This window comes from Dietzia sp. NPDC055340, assembly GCF_053645335.1.
Genome location: NZ_JBSHML010000002.1, coordinates 83,958 through 96,770, shown reverse-complemented (window position 1 = coordinate 96,770; position 12,813 = coordinate 83,958). Strand labels below are relative to the sequence as shown.

9 protein-coding genes are annotated in these 12,813 nt (G+C 72.0%); all 9 read left to right on the top strand.

The window, feature by feature from the left end; genetic code table 11:
* The first annotated feature begins 18 nt into the window (after nt 1–18).
* The 9 genes from ACWIFB_RS01590 to ACWIFB_RS01550 all read left to right on the top strand — a co-directional run bounded on the left by ACWIFB_RS01590 (nt 19) and on the right by ACWIFB_RS01550 (nt 12,811).
* A complete protein-coding gene (locus tag ACWIFB_RS01590; RefSeq protein ID WP_452099485.1) occupies nt 19–1,932 on the top strand; it encodes a peptidoglycan D,D-transpeptidase FtsI family protein in 1,914 nt (637 codons plus the stop codon).
* 74 nt (nt 1,933–2,006) lie between these two features.
* On the top strand, nt 2,007–3,566 hold the full coding sequence (locus tag ACWIFB_RS01585) for a UDP-N-acetylmuramoyl-L-alanyl-D-glutamate--2,6-diaminopimelate ligase (RefSeq protein ID WP_452099486.1): 1,560 nt from the start codon (nt 2,007–2,009) through the stop codon (nt 3,564–3,566).
* Nucleotides 3,563–5,068: a UDP-N-acetylmuramoyl-tripeptide--D-alanyl-D-alanine ligase gene (locus ACWIFB_RS01580; RefSeq protein WP_452099488.1), complete on the top strand. Its 1,506-nt coding sequence runs from the start codon at nt 3,563–3,565 to the stop codon at nt 5,066–5,068. Before ACWIFB_RS01585 ends, ACWIFB_RS01580 begins: the two co-directional genes overlap by 4 nt.
* Nucleotides 5,065–6,156 carry a phospho-N-acetylmuramoyl-pentapeptide-transferase gene (mraY, locus tag ACWIFB_RS01575; protein WP_454057078.1) on the top strand — a complete coding sequence of 364 codons (1,092 nt, stop codon included), beginning with the start codon at nt 5,065–5,067 and terminating at the stop codon, nt 6,154–6,156. Before ACWIFB_RS01580 ends, mraY begins: the two co-directional genes overlap by 4 nt.
* A 14-nt stretch (nt 6,157–6,170) precedes the next feature.
* Nucleotides 6,171–7,661 carry a UDP-N-acetylmuramoyl-L-alanine--D-glutamate ligase gene (murD, locus tag ACWIFB_RS01570; RefSeq protein WP_454057077.1) on the top strand — a complete coding sequence of 497 codons (1,491 nt, stop codon included), beginning with the start codon at nt 6,171–6,173 and terminating at the stop codon, nt 7,659–7,661.
* A gap of 3 nt (nt 7,662–7,664) precedes the next feature.
* The gene (ftsW, locus tag ACWIFB_RS01565; RefSeq protein ID WP_452099491.1) at nt 7,665–9,383 is read left to right on the top strand and encodes a putative lipid II flippase FtsW; all 1,719 of its coding nucleotides are present in this window, start codon (nt 7,665–7,667) and stop codon (nt 9,381–9,383) included.
* Nucleotides 9,380–10,507, top strand: coding sequence for an undecaprenyldiphospho-muramoylpentapeptide beta-N-acetylglucosaminyltransferase (gene murG / locus ACWIFB_RS01560; RefSeq protein WP_454057076.1), 1,128 nt, complete (start codon nt 9,380–9,382; stop codon nt 10,505–10,507). The genes ftsW and murG overlap by 4 nt, the downstream gene beginning before the upstream one ends.
* 53 nt (nt 10,508–10,560) lie before the next feature.
* Complete coding sequence (gene murC / locus ACWIFB_RS01555; protein ID WP_454057145.1) at nt 10,561–11,973, top strand: UDP-N-acetylmuramate--L-alanine ligase; 1,413 nt, start codon at nt 10,561–10,563, stop codon at nt 11,971–11,973.
* 13 nt (nt 11,974–11,986) lie between these two features.
* Nucleotides 11,987–12,811 (top strand): cell division protein FtsQ/DivIB, encoded by an 825-nt coding sequence (locus ACWIFB_RS01550; protein WP_454057075.1) that lies wholly within the window; start codon nt 11,987–11,989, stop codon nt 12,809–12,811.
* The last annotated feature ends 2 nt before the right edge of the window (nt 12,812–12,813 follow it).

Genomic DNA, 12,813 nt, shown 5'->3' with positions numbered 1-12,813 from the left:
AACCCGAAAGGCCTCTCGATGACCGACCGACGCACCCCGGGAACGGGCCGAGGGGGCCCCTCAGGCGCCCCGCGCGGCGTGCCGCCGGGAACCGGGCGGCCACCGAACCGGTCCGGACGGATCCGCACCACCGCCTCCACCGATGGGCGGTTCACGTTCATGCGGACGCTGTTCGCCATCATCATGGTGGTCGCCCTGGTCAAGTTGCTGTGGGTGCAGACGATCGGCGGCACGGAACTGGCCGCCCGCGCGGAGAGCCAGCGGCAGGTGCACCAGGTGCTGCCTGCCACCCGCGGCTCGATCGTGGATGTCAGCGGCGACCCGATCGCCTTCACCCGCGAGGCACGCGATCTGTCCATCCAGCCGAAGGTGGAGGAGGCCAACGCCGAGGAGCGGCGCAAGCTCGACAGCACCAAGCCCGGCTGGGACGAGCTGGTCGACGACATCGCCGACGAGTTCGAGAAGGTCCTCGGTGACTCCGTCGACCGGGACGAGATCGAGGCCAAGCTCGATTCGGGCGGCGGCTTCACCTACCTGGTCCGCAATGTGGACGTCACGCAGGCCAACGAGATCACCAAGAAGTTCCCGATGATCGGCGCCGAGCGCGTGGACATCCGTGAGTACCCGGGCGGCTCGCTCGGTGCCAACGTCGTGGGGGCCACGACGAAGAGCGACGAGGGCAAGCTCATCGGACTGCAGGGGATCGAGGCGTATTTCAACGACGCCCTCGACGGCGAGGACGGGCGCCAGACGTTCGACCGGGCCCAGGACAACACGGTCATCCCGGGCACGCTGCGCAACGTCTCCGAACCCCGGGACGGCGACACCGTCCGACTCACCCTCGATGCTGACCTCCAGTGGCACGTGCAGAAGGCCATCCAGTCCGCCAAGGACTCGTCCGGCGCCGAGAACGCCTCCGCCGTCGTCCTGGACGCCCACACCGGTGAGGTCCGGGCGATGGCCAACGACAACACCTTCAACCCGGCCGTGGGGATCGGGACCGAACTCGAGCGCGGGGCCGACCTCGGCAACCCGGCGATCACCTCGCCGTTCGAACCCGGCTCGGTCCAGAAGATCATCACCGCCGCCGCGGCGATCGAGGCCGGCCTGACCGACCCCGACGAGGTCCACTCCGTCGACGGCAGCATCAGCATGGAGGGCGTCACGGTCGCCGACGCGTGGGAGCACGGCCCGACCCCGTATACGACCACCGGGATCTTCGGTAAGTCCTCCAACGTCGGTACGCTGATGCTCGCCCAGCGGGTGGGCAAGCAGCCGTTCTCCGAGTACCTGGAGAAGTTCGGGCTCGGCCAGCGGACGGGGATCGCGCTCGCCGGAGAGTCAGAGGGGCTCGTGCCGGACCTGCAGAACTGGCAGGGCGGCACGTTCGCCAACCTCCCGATCGGCCAGGGCCTGTCCATGACCACCCTGCAGATGGCGGGAATCTACCAGGCCATCGCCAACGACGGCGTGCGGGTCCCGCCCCGGATCGTGGCAGAGCAGGTCGGCCCTGACGGTGCCGCTGTGCAGACCGAGCGCCCCGAGGGGGTGCGGGTGGTGAGCGAGGAGACGGCCCGCACCGTGCGGGACATGTTCCGCGCGGTCGTCCAGTCGGGTCCGGGTGCTCAGGCCGGCACGGGCCCGCAGGCCGCTCTCGCCGGCTATCAGATCAGTGGCAAGACCGGAACCGCCCAGCAGATCGATCCCGGTTGCTCCTGCTACTCCAACTCGCGGTACTGGATCACCTTCGCGGGGATCCTGCCGGCCGACGACCCCGAGTATGTGATCGCGATCATGCTCGACGCGCCGCAGCGTGGGGCACTCGGCGCCTCCGCCGCACCGTTGTTCCACGACATCGCCTCGTGGCTGGTCAACAGGGACAATATCCCGCCGTCCGCGCCTGCCCGCGAACTGATCCTGCAGGCGCAGTGACCGCAGCGCGGCAGGGTAGCGTGTAGCGAGTTCACGGGAGGGCGCGAGCAAGGAAGGCAAGGCGAGAACAGGCGATGATCACAGCCGCACAGTTGGCCGACGCGGTGGATGCCGCGGTACTCGGCGACAGGGACGGTGCCGACGTCGACCTGGTCGGCGCCGCCATCCGGGCCCAGGATGCGGGGCCCGGGGTCCTGTTCGCGGCACTGCCCGGCGCCCGGGTCCATGGCGCCTCGTTCGGTGCCACCGCCATCGAAGCGGGGGCCTCCGCGATCCTGACCGACCCGGAGGGCATCGCGATCCTGTCGGCCGTCGCGGGGCAGCTGCCGGTGCTCGTCCACCCCGAGCCCCGCTCGGTGCTGGGCGCCGCCTCCGCACTGGTGGCCGGAGACCCGTCGGCCGAGCTCGACGTCGTGGGGATCACCGGCACCTCCGGCAAGACCACGACCTCCTATCTCGTGGAGGCCGCGCTGCTGGGCAGCGGGGCCGTCGCCGGACTCATCGGGACCACCGGCAGCCGGGTGGCCGATCGGGTGCTCCCGAGCCGCCTTACCACCCCGGAGGCGCCTGAGTTCCAGGCACTGCTCTCCCGGATGCGCGCCGAGGGGGCCCGCGCGGTGGCCGCCGAGGTCTCGAGCCACGCACTGCGTCTCGGCCGCGTCGACGGGACCCGATTCGAGGTCGGCGCGTTCCTCAACCTCTCGCAGGACCACCTCGATTTCCATCCGGATATGGAGGACTACTTCCGGGCCAAGTGCCGGCTTTTCGACGCAGCCGCGGACCCCGGCTCCGCCGTCAAGCCGGCCGTGAAGGCGGTCGTGGTGATCGACGACGACTGGGGGCGCCGTCTCAAGGAGATGCGCCCGGATGCCGTGACGGTCTCGGCCGAGCCGGGGGCGGACGCGGACTGGACGGCCGGGGAGTCCGTCACCACCGAGTACGGCACCCAGACGTTCACCGTCCACGGACCGGGCGGGTTCACCACGGAGGTGGAGCTCCCGATCCTCGGGCGCTTCAACGTGGCCAACGCACTGGTCGCGCTCGCGATCGTCGACGCGCTCGGTGTCGATGTGCGGACCGCGGCGGTCGGGCTGACGCAGGTCCGGGTCCCCGGCCGCCTCGAGCCGGTGGTCCGCGGGCAGGACTTCCGCGTCCTCGTGGACTACGCCCACAAGCCCGGGGCGGTGGCCGCCGTCCTCAAATCCGTCCGCGCCCAGACCACGGGGCGGATCGCTGTGGTGCTCGGTGCGGGAGGCGACCGCGACGCCGGAAAGCGCGAGCTGATGGGCGCGGCGGCAGCGGACATCGCCGACCTGGTGGTGGTCACCGATGACAATCCGCGCACCGAGGACCCGGCGTCGATCCGGGCCGCCGTCCGGGCGGGCGCCGAATCCGCCGCCGGGGAACACACGCTGGTGCGGGAGATCGGCGACCGCGGCGCCGCCATCGGGACGGCGATCGACTGGGCCCGCACGGGAGACATCGTGGTGATCGCCGGCAAGGGCCACGAGACGGGCCAGGAGATCAACGGGACCGTGTACCCGTTCGACGACCGCGCCCGGGCGGCGGAGGAACTCGTCAGACGCCTTGGATACACCGCCCATGAGGGCGAGACGGAGGACAGCACGTCATGATCGACCTCACCCTCGGTGAGATCACCGAGATCGTCGGTGGTCGATTGGTCGGAGGTGCCCCGTCCACTGCCGTCACCGGAACCGTCGAGTTCGACTCCAGGCGCGTCGCAGAGGGCGGGCTGTTCCTGGCCCTTCCCGGCGAGCGGGTCGACGGCCACGATTTCGTCGCGCGCGCCCTGCGATCGGGGGCGGCCGCGGCGCTGGTGGCCAGAGAGGTCGACGGTGCGGGGGGACCACAGATCGTGGTGCCGCAGGTCAATCGGCGTGAGACCAACGCCATGGCGCTGGCCGCCGACACCGACGGCTCCGGGGCGGCGGTGCTGGCGGCGCTCGGTTCGCTGGCCCGCGCCAGCGTCGAGCGGCTGGTCGCCGAGCACGGTCTCACCGTGGTCGGGGTGACCGGCTCGTCCGGCAAGACCAGCACCAAGGACCTCATCGGGGCCGTGCTCACGGCGGCGGGCACCGTGGTCGCCCCGCCCGGCTCGTTCAACAACGAGATCGGCCACCCGTGGACCGCGCTGCGTGCGGACGAGTCGACCGACTTCCTGGTCCTCGAGCTCAGCGCCCGGGCCCCGGGCAACATCACCGAGCTCGCGGCCATCGCCCCGCCGCGGGTGGGGGTCGTGCTCAACGTGGGAACGGCCCACCTGGGGGAGTTCGGCTCGCGCGACGTCATCGCGGCGACCAAGGGGGAGCTCGTCGAGGCGCTCCCGTCCGCCGCCGACGGTGGTGTCGCCGTACTGAACGACGACGACGAGCGTGTCTCCGCGATGGCGTCCCGCACGTCCGCGGACGTCGTCCGGGTGGGCCTCGGGTCGTCGGCGGACGTGCGCGCCGAGCGGGTGTCCCTCGACGACGAGGCCCGCGCGTCCTTCCGGCTGATCACCCCGCAGGGTGAGGCCGACGTCGCACTCCGGGTGCACGGCGAACACCAGGTCGGCAACGCGCTGTCCGCGGCCGCCGTCGGCCTGGCCTGCGGGATGGGTGTCGACCGGGTCGCCGCCGCACTCGGGACCGCCGAGGCCGCCTCGGAACGCCGGATGGACGTCCGGGTGACCGCTGACGGCGTCACGGTCATCAACGATTCGTACAACGCCAACCCCGACTCGATGCGGGCCGCGCTGAAGTCCCTGGCCGTGATGGCCCGCTCGGGCGGCGGCCACCGCCGTACCTGGGCCGTTCTGGGTGAGATGGCGGAACTCGGCGACGACTCGGTGATCGAGCACGATCTGGTGGGCCGGTTCCTGGTCCGGCTCGATGTGTCCCAGCTCGTCGTCGTCGGCCATGGCCGCCCGCAGCGGGCAATGTTCCAGGGCGCGGTGCAGGAGGGCTCGTGGGGTTCGGAGGCGGACCACGTCGCCACCGCCGAGGAGGCATCGGCGATCCTGGACGAACGCCTGGCCCCGGGGGACATCGTGTTGGTCAAGGCCTCGTCGGCCGTCGGTTTGTGGGGTGTCGCCGAGCATGTGCTCGCGGCGCGTGGTGAGGAGAACCAGCAGTGACACAGATCATGGTCGCCGGCGTCGTGGCGTTCGTCGTGAGCATCTTCCTCACTCCGCTGCTCATCATCTACTTCCGCCGCCACGGGTACGGCCAGGAGATCCGGCTCGAGGGCCCGAAGTCCCACATGAGCAAGCGCGGGACGCCGAACATGGGCGGTCTAGCGATCCTGACCGCGGTGTGGCTCGGGTACATCGTGGCCGGCATCGTCGGCCAGGTGACGGTGGGTGGCGGCGGCTTCACCGCCTCCGGCCTGCTGATCCTCGGACTCGCCACCGCACTGGCCGTCGTCGGGATGATCGACGACGGCCTCAAGGTGTTCAAGCGCCAGAACAAGGGCCTGGGCATCCTGTCCAAGACGGCGGGTCAGGTCCTGGCCGCGGTCGCGTTCGGCATCCTCGTGCTGCAGTTCCGGAACGCCGACGGGCTCACCCCGGCCAGCCAGTCCCTGAGCTATGTGCGGGACTTCGTCGCGGTCACTTTCCCGTTCGTCGTGTTCCTGGTCTTCATCGTCGTCCTCGTCTACGGCTGGTCCAACGCGGTCAACTTCACCGACGGCCTGGACGGTCTGGCGGCGGGCTCGATGGCCATGGTCATGGGCACCTACGTCGTGTTCAGTTTCTGGCAATTCCGATACTCCTGCTTCTCCACCGCGGAGGGCGTGGACCTGTCGGGCTGTTACCAGGTCCGTGACCCCCTCGACATCGCCGTGGTGTGTTCGGCGGCGCTCGGCGCCTGCCTCGGCTTCCTGTGGTGGAACGCGGCCCCGGCCAAGATCTTCATGGGCGACACCGGGTCGATGTTCCTCGGTGGCATCGTCGCCGGCGTCTCGGTGGTCTCGCGCACCGAGCTGCTCATGGTCGTGGTGGGCGCGGTGTTCGTCATCGAGTTCGTCTCGGTCCTCATCCAGGTGATCGCGTTCCGGACCACGGGGCGCCGACCGTTCCGCATGACCCCCATCCACCACCACTTCGAGAACGGTGGATGGGCCGAGACCACGGTGACCATCCGGTTCTGGCTCCTGGTCGCGATCTCGTGCGGCCTGGCGATCGCACTGTTCTACGGCGACTGGCTCGCGGCGTCGGTGTGAGGGGTGTCGGGGAGATGACGGCCGTGGCCGAGATCGATGTGCGCGCGCTGACCGGCGCCCGGGTGCTGGTGCTGGGCGCCGGTGTGTCCGGACCCGGTGCGGTGCGGATCCTCGACGCCCTGGGTGCCGACCCGGTGGTCGCCGATTCACGGCCCGAGGCGATCGAGCGCCTTCGCGCGGCGCTGCCCGAGGGCGTGACGTGCGCGGGGGTCGACCTCGACCGCGCCGCCGAGCTGCTCGCCGTCGGCGACGGACGGAGCCCCGTGGAGCTGGTCGTGACCAGCCCCGGGTGGCGTCCGGACTCCCCGTTGTTGGTCGCCGCCGCCGAGTCGGGGGTGCCGGTGTGGGGAGACGTGGAACTGGCGTGGCGTGCCGACGCCGCGGAGCTGTTCGGCCCGCGCCGCACGTGGCTCGCCGTGACCGGAACCAACGGCAAGACCACCACCACCGCGATGCTCGAGGCGATCTGCCTCGAGGCAGGGATGGCCGCCCGCGCGTGCGGGAACATCGGCCTGCCGGTGACCGACGTGCTACTCGCCGAACCGCGTGTGGCCGTGCTCGCCGCCGAGCTGTCGAGCTTCCAACTCCACTGGGCGCCGAGTTGCCGCCCGGACGTGGGCGTGGTGCTCAACGTGGCCGAGGACCATCTGGACTGGCACGGGTCGATGGCGGCCTACGCCGCGGCTAAGGCGCAGGTCCTCACCGGTCGCGTGGCGATCGCCGGCGCCGACGACGAGATCGCCGCGCGTCTGCTCGCCGACGCGCCCGCGGCAACGCACATCGGGGTGCGCCTGGGCGCACCGGCGCCGGGCGAACTGGGCGTGACGGACGGGATCCTCAGCGCATGTCTCGGGACACACCGGGGTGACGACGACGAGACCGTCGACCCCGTCCCGCTCCTACCGGCCGCCGACGTGTCCCCGGCGGGCCCCGCGGGCGTACTCGACGCGCTCGCCGCCTCGGCGGTGGCGCTGTCCGTGGGGGCGCGTCCGGAGCATGTCGCCGCGGCCCTGCGTGCGTTCGAGGTGGGCGCCCACCGCGCGGCGCCGGTCGAGACGATCGACGGCGTGCACTACGTGGACGACTCGAAGGCCACCAACCCCCACGCGGCGCGCACGTCGCTGCTCGCGGGCGGGCGGCGGGTGTGGATCGCCGGTGGCCTGCTCAAGGGCGCCGACGTCGAACCGCTCGTGGCCGAGGTCGCGCATGTGCTGCGCGGTGTCGTGCTGATCGGCCGTGATCGCGGCCGGATCGCGGAGGCATTGGCCCGACACGCGCCCGACGTGCCCGTCGTGCAGCTGGAATCAGGGGACGATGGCGTCGTCGCGGTTCCCGACGAGCCGCAGCAGACGATGGACCGCGCGGTCGCGGAGGCCGCACGGATGGCCACAGGTGGCGACACGGTGTTGCTCGCCCCCGCAGCCGCGTCGATGGACATGTTCACCGACTACGGCCACCGCGGGCGCAGCTTCGTCCTCGCCGTGGGCCGCGTGGCCGGGAGGTAGGGCATGGCACTGGAGAACCCCGCTCGCCGTGGGCGACGCCCCGGCACCGACGCCGACCGCGCCGCCGACAGGCCCACCGGCGACGTCGATGACCGTGAGGCCCGTCCTGACCTGCTCGGCCGCATCGCCGCGCCGCTGGTGGCGATCAACCGTGCTCCGCTGACCTCGTACCACGTGGTCATGGTGGTCACGGCACTGCTCACCGTGATCGGGCTCGGCATGGTGCTGTCCAGCTCGAACGTGCTCGCCTTCTCCGGCGGCGGCACCCCGTTCGACATCTTCCTGCGGCAGGCGATGTTTGTGGTCATCGGCTCGGTCGGGTTCGCGGCGGCGCTGCGGATGCGCTTCGACCTGTTACGCAGGTTGGGGACGCCGATGCTGCTGGTCTCGATCGGCCTGCTCGTGGCGGTACTCATCCCGGGCATCGGGTCCGAGATCAACGGCTCGCGCGGTTGGATCAACCTGGGGTTCTTCTCCATCCAGCCCGCCGAGATCGCCAAGTTCGCGTTCATCATCTGGGCGTCCTCGGTGGTCGCCAAGCGCATCCGGACGGGGTACTGGCTGGACCTGCTGTTCCCGGCGGTGGTCGGCTTCGTGGTGGTGGCCGGTCTGGTGCTGGCGGCTCCAGACCTGGGCATGGCGACCGCGGTGACCGTCGCGTTCCTGTGCGTCCTGTGGTTCTCCGGGTACCCGTCGCGACACTTCTTGTTGGTCATCGCACTGGGCGTCGTCCTGTTCGCGGTGTCCGCAGTGACGTTCGCCTACCGCTTCGAGCGGATCCGCACCTACATCGACACCCTCCGGGGCGACTTCTCCAACCCCCAGGGCGCGGCCTACCAGTCGTATCAGGGCATGCTCTCCCTCGCCGACGGCGGACTGTTCGGCGTGGGGTTGGGGCAGTCCAGTGCGAAGTGGTTCTACCTGCCCGAGGCGACGAACGACTTCATCTTCGCGATCATCGGCGAGGAGCTCGGCTGGTTCGGCGCGGCGGTCGTGGTCTCCCTGTACCTCACGCTCGGCTGGGCCGGAATGCGGATCGCGATGCGGTCGGTCGACCCGTTCCGTCGGCTGCTCGCAGGCACCATCACGGCGACGATCGTCCTGCAGGCGTTCATCAACATCGGCTACGTGGTGGGCCTGCTGCCCGTGACCGGCCTGCAGCTGCCGCTCATCTCCAACGGCGGCACCTCGGCGGTCGTCACCCTGACCTCACTCGGTCTGCTGGCCAACTGTGCACGGCACGAGCCGGAGGCGATCTCCGCGATCCTCTCGTCGCCGCAGCGTCGCCGTCGTCGTCGATTCTCTCTTCCAGACCCGCAGCCCTACACCCCGGAGCGTCCGGTACCCGCCTCGGCGGCCCCCGGTCGTTCCAGCGAGGGCGCCCGCCGCTACGGCGAGCCGGTGACCCGCCGGCCGGCCTCCGGGCCCGGCGGCCCGGCGCCGCGCAGGAGCGGGGGCGGCCGTCGCGTGGCGGAGCCGGCCCCGGTGCCCAGGCCACCCCGCGGCGCGCCGCGGGCGCCGGCGTACGAGACGATGCCGATACCCGGCGACGCCGCCCGCGACCGTCGGCGCGGCGCTACCGCCATGACCGGCCGCAACGCGCGCCCCGTGCGCGGTCGCGACGAGGAGCGTCGCCAGCCGCGACGTGCCACCGACCCCGGCGCCCGGCCGACCCCGGGGACCCCCAGACCAAGTCCGATCCACCGCGGTAGGGAGCGATGAATACGAGTACGACACGCGGGCCCTCGGTCCTGGTGGTCGGCGGCGGGACCGCCGGCCACATCGAACCCGCCCTCGCGGTGGGCGAGGCCGTCACCGTCCTGGACCCCGCCGCCCGTGTCACCGCGGTCGGCACCCCTCGCGGGCTGGAGACCGAGATCGTCCCCCAGCGCGGCGTGCCCCTCGAACTCGTGGACCCGGTCCCGCTCCCGCGGCGCGTCAACGGCGACCTGTTCCGGCTGCCCGGGCGGCTCTTCAGGGCCGTCCGCGGCGCGCGCGCGATGCTGCGCCGGACCGAGGCCGACGTCGTAGTGGGATTCGGCGGCTACGCCTGCGTGCCGGTCTACCTCGCCGCCGGGCCGCTCGCCGGTCGCGGCCGGCGGGTGCCGATCGTCGTGCACGAGGCCAACGCCCGCGCCGGGATCGCCAACAAGCTCGGCGCCCGGTACGCCGAGGCGACGCTCGCGGCCGTGACCGACTCGGGGCTCGATGCCCGGGTGGTCGGTAACCCCGTCAGACAGTCGGTCGCGAATCTCGCCCGTCGGGAGCTGCGCGCCGAGGCGCGTCAGGCCTTCGGCCTCGACCCGGACGCACCGACCCTGCTGGTGGTCGGCGGTTCCCAGGGCGCCCGCTCGCTCAACACGGCGATGTCCGCGGTCGCGGAGGAGTTCTCCGCCGCCGGCGTCAGCGTGCTCCACGCGGTGGGCCCGAAGAACGTCGACGACGCACCGACCGTGACCGGAGCCGGCGCGCCGTACGTGACGGTGCCGTACCTGGACCGCATGGACCTCGCGTACGCCGCCGCCGACCTCATCCTGTGCCGCTCCGGCGCGATCACCGTGGCCGAGGTCTCGGCCGTCGGGCTGCCCGCCGTGTTCGTCCCGCTGCCCCACGGCAACGGCGAGCAGGCGCTGAACGCGCGGGACCTCGTCGCCGGCGGTGGCTCCCTGATGGTCGACGACACCGACCTGAGCCCCGACTACCTGCGGGCGACGGTGTTGCCGCTCGTACTCGACCGCAACCGGCTCGACGCGATGTCCGTGGCCGCCGTCAGCGGCGGCTCCCGAAACGCGGCGGAGGTCGTGGCCCGGGCCGCGCTCGACGCCGCCGGAAAGGCCGCCCGGTGACCGACATCCCCGCCGCCCACGCCGCGGTCCCCGCGGTCCTGAACCGCGTGCACATGATCGGGATCGGCGGCGCCGGCATGTCCGCCGTCGCCCGCATCCTGCTCGACCACGGAGTGGCGGTGTCGGGCAGCGATGCGCGCGACTCGGTCGAGCTGCGCTCGCTCGGGGATCGGGGCGCGGTGGTCCGCGTCGGCCACCACCGTGACGCGCTCGGCGCGCTGGGGCAGGCCCCCGAGATCGTGGTGGTCTCCAAGGCCGCGATCCCCGCGGACAACCCCGAACTCGTCGCGGCCCGTGCGGCCGGCATCCCCGTGGTGACCCGCTCCCAGGTGCTCGGGCAGCTGGCGCGCTCGGGCCGGTCGATCATGGTGTGCGGGACCCACGGTAAGACCTCGACCACCTCGATGCTCATCGCGGGGATGGCCGCGGCCGGATCGGATCCGTCCTTCGCCGTGGGCGGAACGGTCCTGCAGTTCGGTACCAACGCCCGGGGCGGCGCGGACCCGGTGTTCGTCGCCGAGGCCGACGAGTCCGACGGTTCGTTGGTGCATTACGACCCCGACGTGGTGATCCTCACCAACGCCGAACCCGACCACCTCGACCACTTCGGGACCGCCGAGGCCTACTTCGAGGTGTTCGACACCTTCCTCGCCCGCATCCCCGCGTCAGGTGCGCTCGTGGTGTGCCTCGACGACGAGGGCGCGACCGAGCGCGCCCGCCGCGCCGCCGCGGCCGGCGTGCGCGTACTGGGATACCGCACCACCACCGGCCCGGCCACCGGCCTCCCCGTCGCCGCCGCGCTCGACACGGTCACGGTCGACTCGACCGGCGCCCGCGCCGGGCTCACCCTCGACGGTGAGGTCCGGCGCGAACTGCACGTGGGTACGCCGGGCGAGCACATGGCGCTCAACGCACTCGCCGCACTGCTGGCCGCACGTGAGGTGACGGGTCACGACCGATTCGACCTCGAGGGCTTCCTGGCGGGGCTGTCCGGATTCGGGGGAGTGGGGCGCCGGTTCGAGCCCAAGGGCGAGGCGCGGGTGGACGGCGGCCGGGCGCGCGTCTTCGACGACTACGCGCACCATCCCACCGAGGTGACCGCGGTTCTCGGCGCGGCACGCGAGATCGTCGAGACAGACGGCGGACGCCTCGTGGCCGTGTTCCAGCCCCACCTGTACTCGCGGACGCGGATCTTCGCAGAGGAGTTCGGCCGGGCGCTGTCGCTGGCGGACGAGGTGGTCGTGCTCGAGGTCTACGGCGCCCGGGAGCAGCCCGAGCCCGGCGTCGACGCGGGGCTCATCACCCGTCACGTCACCGCGCCCGTGCACAGGGCCGCCGACCTCGACGAGGCCCTGTCCACCGTCACCGGCCTGCTGGCCCCGGACGATGTGGTGTTCACACTCGGCGCCGGCGACATCACCACGCTCGGCCCGCGCATCGTCGCCGGCGCCGGGCAGGGGTCGTGAGGGGGACCGGACGGTGACCGACGACCCCGTCGACCGGCCTGATCCCGGACGGGAGGGCCCGCTGACCGACGACCCCGACCGCCACCGGGACGCGGCCGCCGTTCGCGAGTCCGACGAGCGTGTCCGTCACTCCGATCCGGCCGTCCGCGCCAGGCTGCGGCGTCGACGTCGCCGGACCAACCGCATCTACATCGGGCTCGGTGTGGCCCTGGTCGTCATTCTCATCGCGTACATCGCCATGTACTTCCTCCCGGTGTTCGCGGTGCGCGAGGTCAACGTCAACGGACCGCAGACCATCCCCGGGGAGGTCGTCGTGGAGCGTGCCGCGGTGGCCCCCGGGACCCCGCTGCTACAGGTGGACACCCACGCGGTGGCCCGCCGGGTCGCGGGGATCCCCCGGGTCGACCAGGTGACGGTGACGCGCGACTACCCGTCGGCCCTACGGATCGAACTGGTCGAGCGGACCGCCCTGGTGGTGGTGGGCGTCGACGGCGCACAGCATCTGGTGGACGCCCAGGGCATCGACTTCGGTGAGGGGGAGGCGCCGCCGGGAACGCCGCTGCTGACCGTGGGCGAGGAGGCGCAGAGCAACCTGCCGGGGATCGTGCGTGACCTGGCGACCGTGTTCGACGCGGTCCGGGGCACGGCCGGACAGGAGATCACCGCGGTCGAGGTGGACACCCCGGCCTCGATCGTCCTGACGCTCGGGGACGGCCGGATCGTCGAATGGGGCGCGGCGGGCCGCGACCAGGAGAAGGCGATCGCCCTGCAGATGGTGCTCGAGCAGCCCGGCGAGACCTGGAACGTCTCCAATCCGGCGCTGCCGACCTCCCGCTAGCC

What these genes read in the sequence shown, in the direction of transcription:
- murC (WP_454057145.1), top strand. Translation starts at nt 10,561, where the DNA reads ATGATCGGGATCGGCGGCGCCGGCATGTCCGCCGTCGCCCGCATCCTG.
- ACWIFB_RS01590 (WP_452099485.1), top strand. Translation starts at nt 19, where the DNA reads ATGACCGACCGACGCACCCCGGGAACGGGCCGAGGGGGCCCCTCAGGC.
- murG (WP_454057076.1), top strand. Translation starts at nt 9,380, where the DNA reads ATGAATACGAGTACGACACGCGGGCCCTCGGTCCTGGTGGTCGGCGGC.
- murD (WP_454057077.1), top strand. Translation starts at nt 6,171, where the DNA reads ATGACGGCCGTGGCCGAGATCGATGTGCGCGCGCTGACCGGCGCCCGG.
- ACWIFB_RS01585 (WP_452099486.1), top strand. Translation starts at nt 2,007, where the DNA reads ATGATCACAGCCGCACAGTTGGCCGACGCGGTGGATGCCGCGGTACTC.
- ACWIFB_RS01580 (WP_452099488.1), top strand. Translation starts at nt 3,563, where the DNA reads ATGATCGACCTCACCCTCGGTGAGATCACCGAGATCGTCGGTGGTCGA.
- ftsW (WP_452099491.1), top strand. Translation starts at nt 7,665, where the DNA reads ATGGCACTGGAGAACCCCGCTCGCCGTGGGCGACGCCCCGGCACCGAC.